This window comes from Bacillus sp. 2175, assembly GCF_057812155.1.
This window is the reverse complement of the sequence record NZ_CM173819.1, coordinates 4,117,446-4,138,597: the sequence shown is the minus strand read 5'-3', so window position 1 is coordinate 4,138,597 and position 21,152 is coordinate 4,117,446. Positions and strand designations below refer to the sequence as shown.

Annotated in this window: 23 protein-coding genes and 1 other annotated feature; of the genes, 20 read left to right on the top strand and 3 right to left on the bottom strand. The window is 36.4% G+C overall.

What is annotated here, in order from left to right; genetic code table 11:
* The first annotated feature begins 9 nt into the window (after positions 1 to 9).
* The 5 genes from mnmA to ACXKY9_RS21445 all read left to right on the top strand — a co-directional run bounded on the left by mnmA (position 10) and on the right by ACXKY9_RS21445 (position 4,791).
* On the top strand, positions 10 to 1,125 hold the full coding sequence (gene mnmA, locus ACXKY9_RS21465) for a tRNA 2-thiouridine(34) synthase MnmA (RefSeq protein WP_001038010.1): 1,116 nt from the start codon (positions 10 to 12) through the stop codon (positions 1,123 to 1,125).
* A 109-nt stretch (positions 1,126 to 1,234) separates the two neighbouring features.
* Positions 1,235 to 1,894 (top strand): tetratricopeptide repeat protein, encoded by a 660-nt coding sequence (locus tag ACXKY9_RS21460; protein WP_000066409.1) that lies wholly within the window; start codon positions 1,235 to 1,237, stop codon positions 1,892 to 1,894.
* 95 nt (positions 1,895 to 1,989) lie between these two features.
* Positions 1,990 to 4,326 (top strand): SF1B family DNA helicase RecD2, encoded by a 2,337-nt coding sequence (gene recD2 / locus ACXKY9_RS21455; protein ID WP_000528086.1) that lies wholly within the window; start codon positions 1,990 to 1,992, stop codon positions 4,324 to 4,326.
* A gap of 129 nt (positions 4,327 to 4,455) precedes the next feature.
* Positions 4,456 to 4,644, top strand: a complete 189-nt coding sequence (locus tag ACXKY9_RS21450) for a hypothetical protein (protein ID WP_000469281.1) — start codon at positions 4,456 to 4,458, stop codon at positions 4,642 to 4,644.
* A gap of 18 nt (positions 4,645 to 4,662) precedes the next feature.
* Positions 4,663 to 4,791 carry a YrzQ family protein gene (locus ACXKY9_RS21445; protein ID WP_001053553.1) on the top strand — a complete coding sequence of 43 codons (129 nt, stop codon included), beginning with the start codon at positions 4,663 to 4,665 and terminating at the stop codon, positions 4,789 to 4,791.
* 46 nt (positions 4,792 to 4,837) lie between these two features.
* Here the strand turns inward: ACXKY9_RS21445 and ACXKY9_RS21440 are convergent, their stop codons facing one another.
* A complete protein-coding gene (locus ACXKY9_RS21440) occupies positions 4,838 to 5,050 on the bottom strand; it encodes a hypothetical protein (RefSeq protein WP_000242535.1) in 213 nt (70 codons plus the stop codon).
* A gap of 176 nt (positions 5,051 to 5,226) precedes the next feature.
* On the opposite strand from ACXKY9_RS21440, the gene ACXKY9_RS21435 reads away from it, so the two are divergent.
* Positions 5,227 to 6,294: an AI-2E family transporter gene (locus ACXKY9_RS21435; protein ID WP_000793128.1), complete on the top strand. Its 1,068-nt coding sequence runs from the start codon at positions 5,227 to 5,229 to the stop codon at positions 6,292 to 6,294.
* 44 nt (positions 6,295 to 6,338) lie between these two features.
* Here the strand turns inward: ACXKY9_RS21435 and ACXKY9_RS21430 are convergent, their stop codons facing one another.
* Positions 6,339 to 6,683, bottom strand: coding sequence for a PH domain-containing protein (locus tag ACXKY9_RS21430; protein ID WP_000209585.1), 345 nt, complete (start codon positions 6,681 to 6,683; stop codon positions 6,339 to 6,341).
* A 240-nt stretch (positions 6,684 to 6,923) separates the two neighbouring features.
* Positions 6,924 to 7,143, top strand: a binding site (T-box leader).
* Positions 7,144 to 7,183: 40 nt separating this feature from the next.
* Here ACXKY9_RS21430 and alaS point away from each other — a divergent pair.
* From alaS to ACXKY9_RS21365, 13 genes are all read left to right on the top strand, one after another.
* On the top strand, positions 7,184 to 9,826 hold the full coding sequence (alaS, locus tag ACXKY9_RS21425; protein ID WP_038413739.1) for an alanine--tRNA ligase: 2,643 nt from the start codon (positions 7,184 to 7,186) through the stop codon (positions 9,824 to 9,826).
* Positions 9,827 to 9,902: 76 nt separating this feature from the next.
* Complete coding sequence (locus tag ACXKY9_RS21420) at positions 9,903 to 10,169, top strand: IreB family regulatory phosphoprotein (RefSeq protein WP_000348590.1); 267 nt, start codon at positions 9,903 to 9,905, stop codon at positions 10,167 to 10,169.
* A gap of 3 nt (positions 10,170 to 10,172) precedes the next feature.
* On the top strand, positions 10,173 to 10,586 hold the full coding sequence (gene ruvX, locus ACXKY9_RS21415; protein WP_001221193.1) for a Holliday junction resolvase RuvX: 414 nt from the start codon (positions 10,173 to 10,175) through the stop codon (positions 10,584 to 10,586).
* 12 nt (positions 10,587 to 10,598) lie between these two features.
* Positions 10,599 to 10,877 (top strand): DUF1292 domain-containing protein, encoded by a 279-nt coding sequence (locus ACXKY9_RS21410; RefSeq protein ID WP_000392247.1) that lies wholly within the window; start codon positions 10,599 to 10,601, stop codon positions 10,875 to 10,877.
* 223 nt (positions 10,878 to 11,100) lie between these two features.
* Positions 11,101 to 12,168 (top strand): endolytic transglycosylase MltG, encoded by a 1,068-nt coding sequence (gene mltG / locus ACXKY9_RS21405; protein WP_000572137.1) that lies wholly within the window; start codon positions 11,101 to 11,103, stop codon positions 12,166 to 12,168.
* Positions 12,169 to 12,374: 206 nt separating this feature from the next.
* Positions 12,375 to 13,016 carry an O-methyltransferase gene (locus ACXKY9_RS21400; protein ID WP_000389102.1) on the top strand — a complete coding sequence of 214 codons (642 nt, stop codon included), beginning with the start codon at positions 12,375 to 12,377 and terminating at the stop codon, positions 13,014 to 13,016.
* A 7-nt stretch (positions 13,017 to 13,023) separates the two neighbouring features.
* Complete coding sequence (locus tag ACXKY9_RS21395; RefSeq protein WP_000742807.1) at positions 13,024 to 13,953, top strand: peptidase U32 family protein; 930 nt, start codon at positions 13,024 to 13,026, stop codon at positions 13,951 to 13,953.
* Positions 13,954 to 13,971: 18 nt separating this feature from the next.
* A complete protein-coding gene (locus ACXKY9_RS21390) occupies positions 13,972 to 15,252 on the top strand; it encodes a peptidase U32 family protein (protein WP_000217974.1) in 1,281 nt (426 codons plus the stop codon).
* Between the two features lie 17 nt (positions 15,253 to 15,269).
* Positions 15,270 to 15,908: a uridine kinase gene (udk, locus tag ACXKY9_RS21385; protein ID WP_000537078.1), complete on the top strand. Its 639-nt coding sequence runs from the start codon at positions 15,270 to 15,272 to the stop codon at positions 15,906 to 15,908.
* Positions 15,909 to 16,187: 279 nt separating this feature from the next.
* Complete coding sequence (greA, locus tag ACXKY9_RS21380) at positions 16,188 to 16,664, top strand: transcription elongation factor GreA (RefSeq protein WP_000102591.1); 477 nt, start codon at positions 16,188 to 16,190, stop codon at positions 16,662 to 16,664.
* A gap of 155 nt (positions 16,665 to 16,819) precedes the next feature.
* A complete protein-coding gene (locus tag ACXKY9_RS21375; protein ID WP_000680878.1) occupies positions 16,820 to 17,500 on the top strand; it encodes a hypothetical protein in 681 nt (226 codons plus the stop codon).
* An 87-nt stretch (positions 17,501 to 17,587) separates the two neighbouring features.
* Positions 17,588 to 19,342 (top strand): peptidoglycan D,D-transpeptidase FtsI family protein, encoded by a 1,755-nt coding sequence (locus ACXKY9_RS21370; RefSeq protein WP_000695155.1) that lies wholly within the window; start codon positions 17,588 to 17,590, stop codon positions 19,340 to 19,342.
* Positions 19,343 to 19,458: 116 nt separating this feature from the next.
* Positions 19,459 to 20,121: a YrrS family protein gene (locus tag ACXKY9_RS21365; RefSeq protein WP_000897099.1), complete on the top strand. Its 663-nt coding sequence runs from the start codon at positions 19,459 to 19,461 to the stop codon at positions 20,119 to 20,121.
* Positions 20,122 to 20,155: 34 nt separating this feature from the next.
* On the opposite strand, the gene ACXKY9_RS21360 is transcribed toward ACXKY9_RS21365, so the two are convergent.
* Positions 20,156 to 20,371: a YrzA family protein gene (locus ACXKY9_RS21360; RefSeq protein WP_000010984.1), complete on the bottom strand. Its 216-nt coding sequence runs from the start codon at positions 20,369 to 20,371 to the stop codon at positions 20,156 to 20,158.
* A 136-nt stretch (positions 20,372 to 20,507) separates the two neighbouring features.
* Here ACXKY9_RS21360 and ACXKY9_RS21355 point away from each other — a divergent pair, with 136 nt between their 5' ends.
* Positions 20,508 to 21,146 (top strand): class I SAM-dependent methyltransferase, encoded by a 639-nt coding sequence (locus tag ACXKY9_RS21355; protein WP_000536315.1) that lies wholly within the window; start codon positions 20,508 to 20,510, stop codon positions 21,144 to 21,146.
* Positions 21,147 to 21,152: the final 6 nt, after the last annotated feature.

Genomic DNA, 21,152 nt, shown 5'->3' with positions numbered 1-21,152 from the left:
GGTGACATGATGAACAAACTACCTCACGAAACACGCGTTGTCATCGGAATGTCCGGTGGCGTCGATTCATCTGTAGCAGCACTTTTATTAAAAGAGCAAGGTTATGATGTAATCGGAATTTTTATGAAAAACTGGGATGATACAGATGAGAATGGTGTCTGCACAGCAACAGAAGATTACAATGATGTAATTGAAGTGTGTAACCAAATTGGTATTCCGTATTATGCAGTAAACTTTGAAAAACAATACTGGGATAAAGTATTTACGTACTTCTTAGATGAGTACCGAGCTGGTCGCACACCAAACCCAGATGTAATGTGTAATAAAGAAATTAAATTTAAAGCATTTTTAGAGCATGCAATTGCGCTTGGTGCGGATTATGTGGCAACAGGCCATTATGCACGCGTTGCTTATATGGACGGCGAATATAAAATGCTTCGCGGTGTTGATGACAATAAAGATCAAACATATTTCTTAAATCAATTAAGCCAAGAGCAATTATCAAAAACAATGTTCCCGTTAGGTGAATTAAAGAAACCGCAAATTCGTGAAATGGCGAAAGAAGCTGGCTTAGCGACAGCGGCGAAAAAAGATAGTACAGGTATTTGCTTCATTGGTGAGCGTAACTTTAAAGATTTCTTAAGTAACTACTTACCGGCACAACCAGGTGTAATGCAAACATTATCTGGTGAAGTGAAAGGGAAGCATGACGGTTTAATGTATTATACAATTGGACAACGTCATGGCCTTGGAATTGGTGGTAATGGTGACCCATGGTTTGCTGTTGGGAAAAATCTAAAAGAAAACATTTTATATGTTGATCAAGGATTCCATAACGAACTTCTATATGGTGATGAAGTTATTGCTACGAATGTAGGATGGGTAAGTAACAAAGAAAAAGAAACAGAATTTAAGTGCACGGCGAAATTCCGTTATCGTCAAGAAGACAATAAAGTAACGGTTCAAATCGTTGATGAAAATACAGTTCGTATTCTTTGTGATGAGCCAATTCGTGCAATTACACCAGGACAAGCAGTCGTTTTCTATGATGGAGATGAGTGCTTAGGCGGTGCTACAATTGATGAAGTATACCGTAGTGGTAAGAAATTGGATTATTTAGGATAAATGAGAAGCCTCTGCCGATTAGCGGTTAGAGGTTTCTTTTACATAAAGCGAATTTTCGTTCGCTTGGAAAATACATTCTTTGTTATAATTTGTTGTAGAGGTGAAGGACATGTCAAACAAACTTGAAACAGGTATTCAATATATGCAAGAAGGAAACTGGGAAGAAGCAGCTAAAAATTTTACAGAAGCAATCGAAGAAAATCCGAAAGATGCGCTTGGGTACATTAATTTTGCAAATTTATTAGACGTATTAGGTGATAGCGAGCGAGCGATTTTATTTTATAAACGTGCACTAGAGTTAGATGATAAATCTGCAGCAGCCTATTATGGTTTAGGAAATGTATATTATGGCCAAGAGCAATTTACTGAAGCGAAAGCTGTATTTGAACAAGCAATGCAAGCTGGATTACAATCAGCTGATGTAACATTTATGTTAGGTATCACACATGTACAGCTTGGAAATGATCGTCTTGCACTACCATTCTTACAAAGAGCAACAGAATTAGATGAAAACGATGTAGAAGCTGTATTCCAGTGCGGACTTTGCTTCGCGCGATTAGAACACGTTCAAGAGGCGAAACCTTATTTTGAAAAGGTATTAGAAATGGATGAGGAGCATGCAGATGCGTATTACAATTTAGGTGTTGCGTACGTATTTGAGGAAAATAATGAGAAGGCTCTCGCTTTATTTAAGAAAGCAACTGAAATTCAGCCAGATCACTTTTTAGCGGGTAATGGCGTTCGTTTATTAGAGCAAGAAGCTGAATAAGATAAAAATATAGTTTAATGGGTAGTTATCCCTCATCTAAAAAGGTGGGGGATGTACTGCTCATTAAAGTGAAAATACCGGAAAGGAGAGGAAAAATGGGAAATCAACATGCAATGGATTTGTTTGAGGAAGAGAAAAAGTTTATAAAAGCGCAAGTTCTTCATACCATTTTCCACAACGAAGAAAACCTCTATTCCGTTGTCAGTATGAAAGTCATTGAAACGAATGAAACGTATGACGAAAAGAAAGTAATGATAAACGGTCATTTTCCCCGCATGCATGAAGATGAAGTGTTTACATTGACAGGTCATTTTAAGGACCATCCAAAGTATGGAAAACAATATATGGTTGAAACATTTAAAAAAGAATTGCCGCAAACAAAAGCAGGTATGGTGCAATATTTAGCGAGTGATTTATTTAAAGGGATAGGAAAGCGTACAGCTGAAAAAATTGTGGACCATCTCGGAGAACATGCTATTTCTAAAATTATGGATGACCCTGAGGCATTAAATGGTGTTGTTAATAAACAAAAGGCTCAGGAAATATATGAGACAATTGTTGAACATCAAGGGCTAGAGAAAGTAATGAGCTTTTTAAATGGCTACGGTTTTGGAACGAAACTTTCTATTAAGATTTACCAGCAATATAAAGAGATGACATTAGAAGTGATTCGTAATAATCCGTATCAACTTATCGAAGAAGTGGACGGGATTGGTTTTGGAAGAGCGGATGATATAGGGCGTGCGTTAGGGATATCGGGTAATCATGACGACCGTGTACGCGCAGGATGTTTTTACACATTAGAGAATGTCTCATTACAACTTGGTCACGTTTATATGAGGAAAGATCAACTTGTAAGAGAAACGATGTCACTTTTAAACAATCAAGAAGGAAGAGTGACTGAGGAAGATATTATAGGTTGTATTGAAACGATGCAAAGTGAAGGGAAAGTCATCATAGAAGAAGAACGAGTGTATTTAGCAACGTTATTCTACTCTGAGAAAGGTGTTGTAAAGTCTATTCGCAGGCTTATGAATCAAGAAGAAACACCTTCATTTCCAGAAGCAGAAGTGTTAAAAACGTTAGGTGAAATTGAAGAACAACTGAACGTACAATATGCACCGTTTCAGCAAGAAGCAATTCAAACGGCACTTCATAAACCGATGATGTTATTGACAGGTGGACCAGGAACAGGGAAAACAACAGTTATTAAAGGGATTGTTGAAATGTATGCATCACTACACGGGTTATCGTTAAATCCGAATGAATACAGTGATGATAATCCATTTCCAATACTATTAACAGCTCCAACAGGAAGAGCAGCGAAGCGGATGAGTGAATCGACAGGACTTCCAGCTTGCACAATTCACCGTTTACTTGGTTGGACGCCAGAAGGATCTTTCCAGCGTAATGAAACGGATCCTGTCCAAGGTAAGCTCCTTATTATCGATGAATTTTCAATGGTTGATATTTGGCTTGCAAATCAGCTATTTAAGTCGTTGCCGACGAACATTCAAGTTATCGTTGTAGGTGATGAAGATCAGTTGCCATCTGTAGGACCTGGACAAGTATTAAAAGATTTATTAAATGCAGGCGCAGTTCCGACAGTGAAGCTTACTGAAATTTATCGTCAAGCGGAAGGCTCATCAGTGATTCAACTTGCCCATGCGATAAAAAATGGAACTCTACCACCAGATTTAGCACAAAATCAAAAAGATCGTTCATTTATCGGCTGTACAGGAGCTCAAATTGTTGAGGTTGTGAAAAAAGTTTGTGAAAATGCTAAAACAAAAGGCTTTAGCGCAAGAGATGTACAAGTATTAGCACCTATGTACCGTGGGCCTGCTGGTATTAATGTATTAAACGAAGCGCTGCAACAAGTATTTAATCCGAAGAGGGAAAAGAGTAAAGAAATTGCTTACGGTGATGTTGTGTACCGAAGAGGCGATAAAGTACTGCAACTCGTGAATCAGCCGGAGAGCCAAGTGTTTAATGGTGATATTGGGGAAATTGTTTCGGTGTTTTATGCGAAAGAAAACGTTGAGCAACAAGATATGATTATCGTTTCATTTGACGGAATTGAGGTAACGTATACGAAGCCCGATTTAAATCAAATTACGCATGCATATTGTTGTTCCATTCATAAATCACAAGGTAGTGAATTTCCGATTGTTATTATGCCAATCGTGAAAAGTTACAACCGTATGTTACGTCGTAATTTAATTTACACGGGCATTACAAGAAGTAAGAAGTTCCTTATTATTTGCGGAGAGGAAGCAGCTTTCCAATCTGGTGTAAATCGCCTTGATGATGCAATGCGTCAAACAACCTTAGCTAGTCGCTTGCAAGAATCACAAGGAGAAGTACAGATGGTCACAGTTAATGGCGAGGAAATGGACGTGGAAAACATTTCACCGTATGATTTCATGTAACAAGGTGAAATTATATAGTGAAACTTTCAAACGCATAGCGTTGAAAGGCTCCAGTAAAATGTATAAATGAATGCAGTTTGGACATAATGGCGAATAGAATCTGGGAGACTGTAAGGAGATGAAAGCCATATGTTTATTTGTCCAAATTGCAAAGGGAAAGACATTGGAAAAATAGGTGTCAACCAATTTTATTGCTGGAATTGTTATATCGAATTATCGGTTTCAAAGGGGAAAATCCATACGCATCAAGTTGAGGAAGATGGTTCACTAAGCTCTCTTGATGATTTATTTGATGAGAATGAAAGAACGATCGGATAACGAAAAGGGGGATTTACTTTGAATCTACGCAATTCATTAATCGCATTAGGTGTTGGAGCTGCAGCATATCAATATGCTCGTAAGCAAGATGTATTTTCAAAACGCAATATGAAAAAAGCACGTAAGATGATTAAGTCTTACTTATAATCATTTCGATAAAGTGAAAAACTCCCTTGTAGACAAGGGAGTTTTTTTATGCACCCATATGTAAATAAAAAAGTCCGATCTCTGAGAAAAGATAAGATAGACCGTAGCAGCCAACGCCAAGTATTCCATACTGCCATAATTGCTTCGCTTTTTCTTTACGTGAGGAATGAATAAAGAACCCCTTCCAAATACCGAACCCGATACAAATCCATTCAAGAATCATAAAAAGTGCTGATAATCCAAGCATAAACAAAACCATAATTAGCCCTCCTGATTATATTAATTCATGCTGTATTCTCAGGGGTGGTTGTCCTTGTTATGTTATTTATATGTACGTCTTTAAAAAACAGTATGGTCCGTATGAAAAGATTTTAAAAGTTTCGCACATAACCTACCCCATTTATTTTCAAAATAAAGGTGGAGGAGGTTTTTCATGTGAAGAATCTTAAAATCATTTGGATATATCGTTTAGGATTATTGTTACTTGTTTTTCTTTGTCTGCTCGTCTTTTTAAAAATTAAGCCGCTATGGGCACCGATTATTTTTGTATTTAAAGTAGCAATCACGCCGTTTCTTATCGCGTGTTTTATTGCGTATTTATTGCACCCTTTAATTGAAAAAATTCATAAGGAAGGGATGCCCCGTACACTTGCCATTTTGCTCATTTATATCCTTTTCTTTGGCGGAATTGGTTATGGGATTTATAAAGGAACACCAGTCGTTATTAAACAGTTACAAGAGATTAATGAACAATTTCCGCAGTTTACAAAAATGTACGATTCGTGGATGGATGGCGTTACAGAACAAACGGCGAATTTCCCTTCGTTCATTCATGAAAAGGTGAAACAACTTTTTGTGGGTGTGGAAACGAAGATTCAAGCGCTTTTAAATAAAGTGATGAGTACAGCTCGTGGTGTACTCGATTCATTGCTCATTATTTTCTTAATACCGTTCATTGTATTTTACATATTAAAAGATTATGGTGAGTTTTATCATATCTTTTGGAAACTAGTCCCAAGTAAATGGCGAGGTACGGGGCAAATGCTTGCGAAAGAAATTGATAAATCACTTGGAAGTTATATTCGAGGACAGTTATTTGTTTGTTTAGTATTAGGGGGAGTATCAGCTCTTTCTTTTTGGTTTATCGGTATGAAATATCCATTATTGCTTGGCATTATTATTGGGGTAACGGATATAATCCCGTACTTCGGTCCTATTTTAGGAGCAATCCCGACGTTAATGATTGCAGCAACAGTATCAACGAGTTTACTTATTAAGGCGGGGATCACAATTGCGATTTTGCAATTTGTGGAGAGTAACATTTTATCGCCTTACATCGTTGGTAAGTCACTTCGTATGCATCCCGTTATTATTATGCTTGCCTTACTAGTTGGGGGAGAGGTAGCTGGGATTGTAGGATTGCTAATATCGGTTCCGATTTTAGCAGTTATTCGCACTGTCATTGTTCATGTGAGACCGCTCTTGAAAAAAGAAGATGTGTAAGTATAGAAGCCCTCTATGTAAGAAATAGAGGGCTAATCATATATTTATTTAGAAAGCTGCTCGTGTATCTTTTGAACGAGGGAGCTCACATCATTTGTTTGAATATGTTTTATTTTTTTCCATTCGTTATCATACATAAATACAATTTGATTGTTGAAAAGACGCTTTTGTTCTTTTAGATTAGAAATTTTTGCGAAAGAGTACTCTTCAAATATTGGATTCTTACTTACATCTGGCCCATAAAAGAATAGCCTTTTGTTCGTTAAAACTAGCATTCCTGGCCTTGCGACGGAACGATAAATAAATATGTCTAATGAACATGCTGCGTAAAATAATATCGTTTCGTCAGTCGCTAATATGTTTTTAGCTTTGCTAAGTAAGGTTGTCATTGTGATCGCTCCTTTATTTTATTAACAATAATTTAATTATAACAAAAAAGTAATATTTAGAAATTTTTATAAATTATTCTTATAAGGAGATTCCGATTTATTAATAAATGCATACTATATGAAAAGGCTGTTAAGAATGAATAGTAGAATACTTATGATTAATAAGTAATTAATCCAATATAAATGATTATCTACATTGACAAACTTAAGAGAATTCTATTATATTTAGTCATATAATACATTAAATCAATGACGGAACAAGTACGTTACAGTCCATTTATAGAGAGAAGCTTCCATATGGCTGAAAGAAGCTTTAAATGAAGGGTAACAGAAAGCTAATCCTGAGAGCAGCTAATCACTGCCGTCTTGCCACGTTACGGCACCATGAGGTGATGAATTGATTGTTATTGTAATCAATTCATAATTAGGGTGGTATCGCGAGTTAACTCTCGTCCCTTTTATAGGGACGGGAGTTTTTTATATTTAAGGAGGAAAATACAATGAAACAACTAACAGGCGCACAAATTCGTCAAATGTTTTTAGACTTTTTCCAAGAAAAAGGACATGCAGTAGAACCTAGTGCATCACTAGTTCCGCATGAAGATCCATCTCTTCTATGGATTAATAGTGGTGTAGCTACATTAAAAAAATATTTTGATGGACGTGTAATCCCACAAAATCCACGTATTACAAATGCTCAAAAATCAATTCGTACAAACGATATTGAAAACGTAGGGAAAACAGCTCGTCACCATACATTCTTTGAAATGTTAGGAAATTTCTCAATTGGTGATTACTTCAAAGAAGAAGCAATTACATGGGCTTGGGAATTCTTAACGAGCGACAAATGGATCGGATTCGATAAAGAATTACTATCAGTTACAATCCATCCAGAAGATGAAGAAGCATTCACAATTTGGAATGAGAAAATGGGCGTTCCAAAAGAGCGTATTATTCGCTTAGAAGAAAACTTCTGGGATATCGGTGAAGGACCAAGTGGACCGAATACAGAGATTTTCTATGACCGCGGAGAAGCTTACGGTAATGACTTTAGTGACCCAGAATTATATCCAGGCGGAGAAAACGAGCGTTACTTAGAAGTATGGAACCTTGTATTCTCTCAATTTAACCATAATCCAGACGGTTCATATACACCACTTCCTAAGAAAAACATTGATACAGGGATGGGTCTAGAGCGTATGACATCTATCGTTCAAGATGTGCCTACAAACTTCGATACAGACCTATTCATGCCGATGATTGATGCAACAGAAACAATTTCTGGTGAAAAATATCGTAATGGCGATTTAGAAAAAGATATGGCATTCAAAGTAATTGCTGACCATATCCGTACAGTAACATTCGCTGTTGGTGACGGTGCTCTTCCATCTAACGAAGGCCGTGGTTATGTATTACGTCGTTTATTACGCCGCGCTGTTCGTTATTCGAAGAAATTAAACATCAATCGTCCATTTATGTTTGAATTAGTACCGGTTGTTGGAGAAGTAATGAAAGACTTCTATCCAGAAGTACTTGAAAAGAAAGATTTCATTGCGAAAGTTGTGAAGAACGAAGAAGAGCGTTTCCATGAAACACTTCATGATGGTGAAGCGATTTTAGCTGAAGTAATTGCAAAAGCAAAAGAAGAAAAAACAACTGTTATTTCTGGAGTAGATGCGTTCCGTCTATATGACACATACGGTTTCCCAATTGAATTAACAGAAGAATATGCAGAAGAAGCTGGCATGACAGTTGATCATGAAGGTTTTGAAAATGAAATGGAAAAACAACGTGAGCGTGCACGTGCTGCTCGTCAAGACGTTGATTCTATGCAAGTTCAAGGTGGTGTCCTTGGAGAAATTAAAGTAGTGAGCGAATTCGTTGGTTACGGTACAGTTGCAACAGAAAGTAACGTTGTTGCACTTGTGAAAAATGGCGAATACACAGACAGCTTACAAGCTGGTGAAGAAGGACAGTTAATTCTTGATGTAACACCATTCTATGCTGAGAGCGGTGGACAAATTGCAGACCGTGGTTACCTTCTTGCTGATGGCGTGAAAGTTCTTGTAAAAGACGTACAAAAAGCACCAAACGGCCAAAACTTGCATAAAGTTGTTGTTGAAGAAGGAACATTAACGAAAGATGCGGCTGTAAAAGCTATTATCGATACGAAAAATCGTAGTAGCGTTGTAAAAAATCATACAGCAACTCATTTACTACACCAAGCATTAAAAGACGTACTTGGAACACACGTTAACCAAGCAGGTTCTCTTGTAACTTCTGAACGTCTACGCTTTGACTTCTCTCACTTCGGTCAAGTACAAGCTGACGAATTAGAAAAAATTGAGCGTATGGTAAACGAGAAAATTTGGGAAAGTATTGATGTTGAGATTTCTCAAAAAGCAATCGAAGAAGCGAAAGAAATGGGCGCAATGGCATTATTCGGTGAAAAGTACGGAGATGTTGTACGCGTTGTACAAGTTGGCGATTACAGCTTAGAGCTTTGTGGTGGTTGTCACGTTGAAAATACAGCTTCTATCGGTATTTTCAAAATCGTTGCTGAGTCTGGTATCGGTGCAGGAACTCGTCGTATTGAAGCAGTAACTGGTAAGTCTGCATACGAATTAATGAACGATCAAGTAGGTTTATTAAAAGAAGCAGCAGGAAAAATGAAAACAAATCCGAAAGATATTTTAACAAGAGTTGATGGTCTATTTGCTGAAGTGAAACAACTGCAAAAAGAAAATGAATCTCTTGCTGCGAAATTAAGCAATATCGAAGCTGGAAACTTAACTGATTCTGTAATGACAGTTGATGGTGTGAATGTATTAGCAGCGAAAGTAAATGTTGCAGATATGAACAACTTACGTACGATGATGGATGACTTGAAAAATAAATTAGAGTCAGCAGTTGTTGTATTAGCGTCTGTTAATGACGATAAAGTAAACATCCTAGCAGGTGTAACGAAAGACTTAATTAGCCAAGGTTACCATGCTGGTAAACTTGTGAAAGAAGTAGCTTCTCGTTGCGGCGGTGGCGGTGGCGGCCGTCCTGATATGGCACAAGCAGGGGGTAAAAACCCAGCTCAAGTCGAAGAAGCTTTAGCATTTGTACAAGAGTACGTTAAATCTGTTTCAAAATAAAGAGATAGTAGTGTACAATGGTAGGGAGAGGAGAAGTTCTTCTCCCTATACTTACTATATAAGTGAGGTGCTTGAAATGGACGGTTTTGATAAAACAATGAAGTTTAGCATTCAAGATGAAAAACAGAGTGTCCATGTAAATGATGTACTTTTAACTGTGTATGATGCACTTCAAGAAAAAGGCTATAATCCGATTAACCAAATCGTCGGTTATTTATTAAGTGGAGACCCAGCATACATACCTCGCCATAAAGATGCACGTAGCATCATTCGCAAGCTTGAACGTGATGAGTTAATTGAAGAGCTTGTGAAGTCTTACTTGAAACATCATCGTGAGGAGTAGTTTATGCGGATATTAGGTTTAGATGTAGGTACAAAAACAGTCGGAGTTGCAATTAGCGACGAAATGGGCTGGACAGCACAAGGATTAGAAACAATTAAGATTAACGAAGAACGAGGTCACTTTGGTTTTGATCGTATTTCTGAGTTAGTAAAGCAGTACAATGTGGACAAGATAGTAGTAGGTTTACCTAAAAATATGAATGGTACAATTGGCCCGCGTGGTGAAGCGTGCCAACAATTTGCAGAAAACCTACGAGAGCTGTTACAATTAGACGTTGTAATGTGGGACGAGCGTTTGTCAACAATGGCAGCGGAACGTCTGCTCATTTCAGCCGATGTAAGCCGTAAGAAGCGAAAGCAAGTAATTGATAAGATGGCTGCAGTCGTAATCTTACAAGGATTTTTAGATAGTAAATAAGAGGTGACCAAAATGGAAGAAAATCAAATTACAATTGTAGACGAAAAAGGTAACGAACATTTATGTGAAATTATTTTCACTTTTGACGCTGAAAAATTTGGAAAAAAATCATACGTAGTCTTCTCTCCAATCGGTGAAGTAGACGAAGATGGAGACCAAATTTATGATGCAATGGCTTATGAGCAAAATGAAGAAGAGGGCGGAACTTTACTTCCAATCGAATCTGAAGAAGAGTGGGAAATGGTACAAGAAATGTTCAACACTCTAGCTGATGAGCAAGAAGCTGAATAATAAGTACTGAAAAGATGGACGACATACAGTCCATCTTTTTTTGTATTTATATGTAAAATGAAAGATTTTTTGTCGAAACTGTGTAAGTCTTTGTAGTATAATGAGACGGATTGTAGAAAAATAAAGTGTCAATTAAAAAAGATAAGTGAATTTTTTGCGTTTTTACATCGTGCTGTATAGAAAGGTGTACATACGGTCTACAATTAAGTAAGGAGGAAATGTTTTGATAGAGAATCAAGTGAAAAAGAAGCGTAGACGTATCTTTTTATTTTCGATTATTGCACTGCTTTTAGTTTGTGGTTCAGTCTATGCGTATATTTCATCCGCATTAGGACCAGTTGATAGCGGGAATAAAAAAGAGATTGAAGTAGAAATTCCGAAAGGATCATCTACAAGTAAAATTGGAGAAATTTTAGAAGAAAAAGGCGCTGTAAAAAACGGTACAGTTTTTAGTTTTTATACAAAGGCTAAATCGAAAAGTTTACAAGCAGGTACATATTTATTAAATCCTTCAATGAATGCTGAAGATGTGATTGAACAAATGTCATCTGGCAACGTGCATCGTCCAGCTCTTTATAAAGTGACGATTAAAGAAGGGGCGCAAGTAACTGAAATTGCAGAAACGATTGCGACAGAACTAAAGTGGAATAAAGATGATGTTACGCGTCAATTAAACGATAAAGCATTTATTCAAAAAATGCAGCAAAAGTATCCGAAGTTATTAACGGATAAAATCTTTGATAGCAATATTAAATACCCATTAGAAGGTTATTTATATCCTGCAACGTATTCGTTTTATAAGAAAGATACGACGTTAGAAGAAATTGTAATTCCAATGCTTGAGAAAACAAATGCAATCATTGTTCAAAATGAGGCGAAAATGAAAGCGAAGAATTGGGATGTTCATCAGCTTTTAACATTATCTTCACTTATTGAAGAAGAGGCAACTGGTTTTACAGATCGTCAAAAGATCTCTAGTGTCTTTTATAATCGTTTAGCAAAAGGTATGCCGCTTCAAACGGATCCAACGGTATTATATGCACTTGGAAAGCATAAACAACGTGTATTATACGAAGATTTAAAGGTCAACTCACCGTACAATACGTATGTTGTAAAAGGATTACCGGTAGGGCCGATCGCAAACTCTGGTAAACATTCAGTAGAAGCTGCGTTAGAACCTGCGCAAACAGATTATTATTATTTCTTAGCTGCACCAAGTGGTGAAGTGTACTATGCGAAAACATTAGAAGAGCATAATGCATTAAAGCAAAAATACATTACGAAAAAATAGTGAAATGGGGAGGGATAGCGAAAAAAGTCGCACATCCCTCTTTTTTGTGGTAAAATATATCGGGTTAAAAACTGGCAGAAGAATCGTTTTTAATATCAAAACGGGACGTACAAGCTAAGGATAAAGCTGGCTTGTATTTTTATTGCATTCTATGTGTGAAAAGACGTCATAGAGGCACTTCTCCATGTAAATAAGGAGGACCATTTATGGAGGATGCAGTTAACGAGTACCTATTATCATTTATTGATCCGAAAGATAAATTAATTCTTGAAATGGAAGAATATGCAACAGAAAATCATGTGCCGATTATGGATCGACTTGGAATGGAATTTATGCTGCAATTTTTACGTTTAATTGGACCGAAAAGCATTTTAGAACTTGGAACAGCAATCGGTTATTCTAGTATTCGTATGATGCAAGCTATTCCAAATTCACGTATTGTGACAGTTGAGCGCAATCGTGAGCGATATGAAAAAGCACTTGAATATATAGAACGTTCCCCAGTAACAGATCGTATTTCAGTTATTTACGGTGATGCGTTAGAGACAGGTGAACAAGTAAAAGAACACGGGACATTTGACGTTATTTTTATTGATGCAGCAAAAGGACAGTATCGTCGCTTTTTTGACTTATATGAACCGTTATTAAATCCTGGTGGCGTAATTATTTCAGATAATGTTATGTACCACGGTCTTGTAACGACAAAAGAGAAAATTGAAAACAGACGTACACGTGGTTTAATCCGTCGTATTAAGACGTACAATGAGTGGCTTATGAACCATGAAGGATATGATACAACGATTTTCCCAATTGGTGATGGAGTAGCTGTTAGTAAAAAGAGAGGGTGACCAAGGTATGAAGAAACCTGAATTGTTAGTAACGCCAAGAGCGGTGGCGGATATCGAACAACTTGCGAAAGCAGGAGCAGATGCGGTAATGATCGGTGAGCAAAAGTTTGGTTTACGTTTAGCAGGGGAGTTTTCACGTGAAGATGTAAAACAAGCTGTGAAGATTGCACATGAAAATGGTGTGAAAGTATACGTAGCCATGAACGCTATGTTCCACAACGATAAAGTAGAAGAATTAACAGATTACGTTTCATTTTTAAACGAAGTAAATGTAGATGCAATTGTTTTCGGAGATCCAGCGGTATTAATGGCTGTTCGTGAAGTAGCACCAAATATGCAGTTGCACTGGAATACAGAAACGACAGCAACAAACTGGTTCACTTGTAATTACTGGGGACAAAGAGGATCAAAGCGTGCTGTATTAGCTCGTGAGCTTAGCTTAGATGAAATTGTTGATTTAAAAGAAAATGCTGAAGTGGAACTGGAAGTACAAATTCACGGTATGACTTGTATGTTCCAATCGAAGCGTTCATTAGTAGGAAACTACTTTGAGTATCAAGGACGTAATCTTGACATTGAAAAGAAAAAATATGAAGAGAATATGTTCTTATATGACCCAGAGCGTAACAATAAATATCCAATTTATGAAGATGAAAATGGTACTCACATTATGAGTCCGAACGACATTTGTTTCATCGATGAATTAGAGGAACTAATCGATGCTGAAGTTGATAGCTTAAAAATCGACGGTGTACTAAAAAGCTCTGAATACATTATTGAAGTAACGAAGAAATATCGTCAAGCGATTGATTTATGCGTAGAAGATCGTGATGCATATTATGACGTGAAAGATGATCTATATAAAGAAATAGAAGAAATGCAACCAGTAAATCGTCCGTTAGATACAGGATTCTTCTTTAAAGAAACGGTTTACTAAACGAGGAGGGTGTAGGAAATGACTGTACAAGAAATTTCACGAGTGATCGATGGCAAACGTGTTATTGTGAAGAAACCTGAACTGTTAATCCCTGCGGGTAACTTAGAAAAATTAAAAGTAGCTATCCATTACGGGGCAGATGCTGTATATTTAGGTGGACAAGAATTTGGTCTTCGTTCGAATGCAGGTAACTTTACGCTAGAAGAAATGGCAGAAGGCGTTGAGTTTGCAAAGAAGTATGGAGCGAAAATATACGTAACAACAAATATCTTTGCACATAATGAAAATATGGACGGGCTAGAGGAATATTTAAAAGGGATTGAAAAAGCTGGCGTAACGGGAATTATCGTTGCTGATCCGCTTATCATTGAGACTTGTAAACGCGTAGCGCCTTCTGTTGAGGTGCATTTAAGCACACAGCAATCACTATCCAACTGGAAAGCAGCACAGTATTGGAAAGAAGAAGGTTTACATCGTCTTGTATTAGCTCGTGAAGCAAGCTATGAAGAAATGAAAGAAATTAAAGAAAAAGTGGATATTGAAATTGAAGCGTTCGTCCATGGTGCAATGTGTATCGCATATTCAGGAAGATGTACATTAAGTAACCATATGACAGCGCGTGATTCTAATCGTGGTGGTTGTTGCCAATCTTGCCGCTGGGATTATGATTTAGTTCAAACAGTATCACAACATAAAGATGCAAAAGAGCTTCCTCTATTCCAAGAAGGAGATGCTCACTTTGCGATGAGTCCAAAAGATTTAAATTTAATTTTATCAATTCCAAAAATGATTGAAATCGGAATCGATAGCTTAAAGGTAGAAGGACGTATGAAATCAATCCATTACGTAGCGACTGTAGCAACTGTATATCGTAAAGTAATTGATGCGTATTGTGCGGATCCAGATAACTTTGAGTTTAAACAAGAATGGTTAGATGAGCTTGATAAATGTGCAAATCGTGATACAGCTCCTGCCTTCTTTGAAGGGGTTCCAGGACATCAAGAGCAAATGTTTGGAAATCATAGTAAGAAAACAACGTATGATTTTGCTGGTTTAGTGTTAGATTATAATGAAGAAACGGGCATCGTAACGATTGAGCAACGTAATCATTTCAAACCAGGACATGAAGTGGAGTTCTTTGGACCAGAAATAGAAAACTTTACGCAAACGGTGGAGAAAATTTGGGATGAGGATGGAAACGAATTAGATGCAGCGAGACATCCGTTGCAAATCGTGAAATTCAAAGTGGATCAACGAGTGTATGTGAATAATATGATGCGCAAAAGCATACTTCAATAAGAAAGAGTGATAGTCGAATGGGGACGAATAAGCCTGTTGTAATTGGAATTGCTGGTGGTTCGGGATCAGGTAAAACGAGTGTAACGAAAGCGATTTTTGACCATTTTAAAGGTCATTCTATTTTAATCTTAGAGCAAGATTATTATTACAAAGATCAAAGCCATTTACCAATGGAAGAGCGTTTAAAAACAAATTATGATCATCCGCTTGCGTTTGATAATGATCTGTTAATTGAACATTTGCAGCAGTTGCTTGCATATGAGCAAATTGATAAGCCTGTATATGACTATACATTGCATACGCGTTCAGAAGAAATTATTCCGGTTGAGCCGAAAGATGTAATTATTTTAGAAGGAATTCTTATTTTAGAAGACCCACGTCTTTGCGAGTTAATGGACATTAAATTATTCGTTGATACGGATGCTGACCTTCGTATTCTGCGCCGCATGCAACGTGATATTAAAGAGCGCGGTCGTACGATGGATTCAGTTATTGATCAGTACGTAAATGTTGTACGTCCAATGCACAATCAATTTATTGAGCCTTCTAAGAAATTTGCGGATATTATTATCCCTGAAGGTGGACAAAACCACGTTGCAATTGATATTATGGTGACAAAAATTGCAACAATTCTTGAACAAAAAGTAAATTTGTAATAGCATAGTAAAAGATATACGGTAGGAAGGGATTTTTTCCCTTCTTATCGAATACAATGAAACATGCAACCTCATCTATATATAGGTGAGGGCATATTTATATCAACTTTCCATACATATCTTCTTTATATAAAGAAGAATTGGAAATACGGGGTTGTATGTGACAACTCCGCTAGTGCAAGGGTACTAGAAACCTCCGCTAACAATGGAAGCGGAGGAGTTTTCATATGGAACTCCTCTTTTTTTTCGGGGGATTGGTATATAAAAGGAGTGGAAAATATGTCAACAGAAAAAACATACCCTATGACGCAAGAGGGTAAGCAAAAACTAGAGAACGAACTTGAGCAATTAAAAACAGTAAGACGTAAAGAAGTAGTAGAACGTATTAAAATCGCACGTAGCTTCGGGGATCTTTCTGAGAACTCTGAGTACGATGCAGCGAAAGATGAGCAAGCGTTCGTAGAAGGACGTATTACACAATTAGAAAATATGATTCGTAACGCAGTTATCATTAAAGATACTGGCGAAGTATCTACTGTTGTTACATTAGGTAAAACAGTAACATTTAAAGAATTACCAAACGGAGATGAAGAAGCGTATACAATCGTAGGTAGCGCGGAAGCTGATCCATTCGAAGGAAGAATTTCTAACGATTCTCCAATCGCAAAAAGCTTATTAGGTAAGCAAATTGGTGAGAAAGTAACAATCCAAACACCAGGCGGAGAAATGCAAGTAGAGATTGTCTCTGTAAAATAAAAAAAGATTCTCCTATCGGGAGAATCTTTTTTTCTGTCGAATGAAAAAAATTGTGTAAACCTTAGAGTGATTCGACAAAAAATGTCAAAAAAACACTTTAAGCTTTGATATCATAATTAGAGACCATAGGTTTTAAAAGGGAAAAGGGGCTAATTATGAAACATAAAATCTTTACAGGATTGGTTTGTAGTATCTCCATATTAGGACTTGCTGCATGCGGAACGAATGAAGAAACTACATCATCAAAGGGAGAAAAAGTGAAGCAAGAAGAAAAAAAGGATATTAAAGCAACTGAGAGTTCAAAAGCCTTAGAAAATCCACAAGATAAAAAGGAATTTAATGATTTTGATGTAGCGTATCAATTAGCAATTGTCATGAAAATATTTCAAGATGTAACGATTAAGTATGATTACGCAATTGGGAATCCAGATTATTTATTGCGAGATTCGATGGATCAAAAAACAATAGATGATATGAAGAATATGTTACAAGAACAGGCGAAGAATAATGATAAAATTTTAAAAGATGAAGTGAATCAAGCATATACATATTTAAAACAATCGAAAGTAAGTAATAAAGATGATATTCAAAAAATAATAGATGCACAAAATAATTATTTACATATTGTAGATAAGATGATTACTTGTATTGATTCTGTAACAGTTGAGAATGCAAAAGAAAAAAGAAATGAAATGGATAATCTTAGTAAGGATTATTTAAAAATAGCGGCTAATGTAACAACCACTGTAATTGAAGTTGCTAAAAACACTGGAGTGAATGAAACTGAATTTAGATCGCTTCTTATGAAATTTTTAGAGAAGCCAAAGAAACAATAATAGCCTTATATAATATCTGTTTTTGTTTTGGAGATTGTATAAATAAAATAGTACCTCGTCTAAACTACAATAGACGAGGTGTTTTTTATGAAAATAAAACGGAGAATTACAATTGTTTTAATTTGTTTTATGAGCGTTATGTTTGTATTGCTTTGTCGTTTAATCCAAATTCAAATTATAGATACAGAATCATTTACTGATCGCAAAATAAATTTAATTGAAAAAAGTGTTACGCAACGCACACAATCCATTACAGTAGACGATGGACGTGGGCAGTTTATAGATCGTAATGGTAAAAAAATAGGTGAGGAAAAATATCCTGTTTTAATTATTTTTCCATTTTTACAAATAAAAAATGACATGTTAGAGAAAATCGCGCATATCATTGGTGTGTCGAGACAAGAGATTAGAAGACAAATGAAAAATAATAAAAATGCATTTACACTACAAGGAGAAACTGCTCCATTTCGAGTGACACGAGAGCAGATGGAGAAGGTAAATGAATTACATGTATTAGGTATTGTAGCAGCTGAAGTGCGATTAAAACAAACTGGAGAGATAAATCATTTAATTGGTGATGTAGGGGAGAACGAAAGGGAGTTTCAAAAGCGATATGGAGAATTGAAAAGAATCTCAAAACAAACGCCGATAGGTATTTCAGGATTACAGCAATCATTTGATGAATTTCTATTGACTGATGGAGAGGCAAAAGTATTATATCAAGTAGATCGGCAAGGAGAACCAATTTTCGGAAAGCAAGCGAAATACACTTCACCAGGAAATCCATTTTATCCAGTTAGGATTCAAACTACTTTACATAAAGAGTTGCAGCAAAAAGCAGAAGAAGTGATTGAAGCGAATGAAATAAAGAAGGGGGGACTAGTATTACTTGATGTAAAGACAAATGAAATATTAGCGATGGCTAGTAAGCCGTCTTTACAAGTAAGGGATGAGAATTTATATAAAACTACACTTGAAAATCAAATGTTAACGCCACATTTTCCAGGCTCTGTTTTTAAAACAGTAGTTGCAGCTGCAGTCATTGATCAAAAAGTAAATTTGTTTAATCGGACATTTAACTGTAATAAAGATTTATATGGTGAAAACGACCCGCAAGTTAGGATGGGTACACTTAACTTTAAAGAGAGCTTTGCTAGGAGCTGTAACAGGACATTTTCCGAGTTAGGTAACGAGCTATTACAAAAGGATAAGACGGTGCTAGAAACATACGTAGCAGCTTTAGGAGCAAATGAAAAGGTTGGATGGAAAGGTTCTGTATTTCATACACCTCATTTTGAGCAAATGCCAGAAGAAAAGGGTACTACTATTTGGGGGAATGAAGAAAATAAAAATAGTAAAAAAGCGGTAGAACAAACAGCAATTGGACAGAAAGATGTACGTATATCACCTCTAGCAATTGCAAATATGATGGCGACGATTGCGAGGAATGGAGAAAAGATGGAAGTGAAAGCAGTTGAAAAAATAGTATATAAAAATGGAGCGGATTTTTTTACATTTGAGAGCCATACGTTAAATGGAAAACAGCTTTCGTATGAAACAGTGAAAACATTACAAGAGTTATTAAGAGGCGTTGTAACAAGGGAGAAAGGAACAGGAACGGCATTCCGTTCGTTGCCACTAAGTGTCGCTGGAAAATCCGGGACAGCGCAAACAGGGAAAGGGACGAGGGTGAATCGCTGGTTTGCAGGTTATTTTCCGTATGAGAATCCAAGATATGCTTTAGTTGTTGTTGATCTAGAGACTGATAGCAAAGTGAATAAAGTTACACCTATTTTTAAAGATATGGTAGGAGCAATCTATCAATTGGAGAATGAAAAGTAATCTTGCAATTTATAGTGAAATGTCTTCATTTCATGAAAATATCATTGTAAATGTTCAACCTTTCTAGATTTAATGTTACAATAGCAATTAGGAAAAACTGCATGGAGGTTTGGAGAATGGCAGGAGGATCAAGATTCCAACAGAAACAACAAAAACGTCGTCAAAACGGTGTTTTAAATATTGCAATCGCTATTGTATTACTATTAGTAGCTATTGTAGCATATCAATTGTTCGTTCCTAGTACGAAAGAGCAAGCATCTTCTACTGATAAGAAAGTCTCTCAACAAACAACAAAGAATGAGAAAGCTGGAAAATCAGAAGATAAAGAATCTGCTAAGAAAAAAGAAAAAGAACAAGAGCAAGCAGAAGCTAAGAAAAAAGCTGAAGAAGAGAAGCTAAAGGCTGAAGAAGAACAGAAAAAAGCTGAAGAAGAAGCGAAAGCTAACGAGAAAGTATCAGCTGAGAAAACTGTATCTAAGGCAAAAGAGGCGTATACAAAACCTTCTTGGAAAGCTGTAGGAACAGAACAAGGTTCATCACCAGCGATGACGTTTAAACAGGGTTCATCAGATTGGAATGAGATGCAAAGTGCAATTGCTGCAGGTGTTGAAGTACCGAAAGAGCAATTAGTATTCCATTTTGTTGGAAGAGACAAAACTGGAAAGAGCAAAGCTTATGGTGATGTTCAAGATAAGCAAAGTGGGAAAAGATATTATGTAAATATTGATTGGGTAGACAATGAGGGCTGGAAACCAGTACTTGTTCAAACTCTAAACTAAAAAAGAGAGGCTCCTTAGGAGCTTCTCTTTTTTGTTAACGCAATTTCTTTAATTTAAAATGAACAACCGCGCTATAATACGGTCTTTTGCTTTCAGGATCCATAACCATTTGATGTGAGATGTGATGAACTTCAAGCATAAGTGCTTTATTATTATCAATTTGTTCACTAATTTTTCGTTCTAAAGAAGCTAAGTCTCCCGCTTCAAAAAACTCTACTTTATCTTCTAACATTTCAAAGGTAAATGACATGAAGACGGCCCCTCTCCTATGTAATCAACTATAGTGTAACAAAGAAAAGAAGGAAATACCATGTACATTTCAATTGACATTTTTAGAAAGAGGGAATATCATACTGATAAAACCGATAAGAAAAAGGGGAATTTTTATGGGTACAGAATTTAATGGTTTATTTGATGAGTGGGCTCATACGTACGACTCATTTGTACAAGGCGAAGATATACAATATAAAGAAGTTTTCGCCCATTATGAGGACATTCTAGAGGATGTAGTTAACAAGTCATTTGGTAATGTATTAGAATTTGGTGTCGGTACAGGTAATTTAACAAATAAATTATTACTTGCTGGCCGCACAGTTTACGGTATAGAACCGTCGCGTGAAATGCGCATGATTGCAAAAGAGAAATTGCCAAAAGAATTTTCAATTACAGACGGTGATTTTCTTTCGTTTGAAGTTCCAAATTCAATTGATACCATTGTAAGCACCTATGCATTTCATCATTTAACAGATGATGAAAAAAATGTAGCGATTGCGAAGTATAGTCAATTGCTAAACAAAGGTGGTAAAATAGTGTTTGCTGATACGATATTTGCAGATCAAGATGCATATGATAAAACTGTTGAAACAGCAAAACAAAGAGGTTTCCACCAGTTAGCAAACGATTTGCAAACGGAATACTATACACGTATTCCAGTTATGCAGACTATTTTTGAAAACAATGGCTTCCATGTAACGTTCACGAGATTAAATCATTTCGTTTGGGTAATGGAGGCAACTAAGCAATAGAAAGAG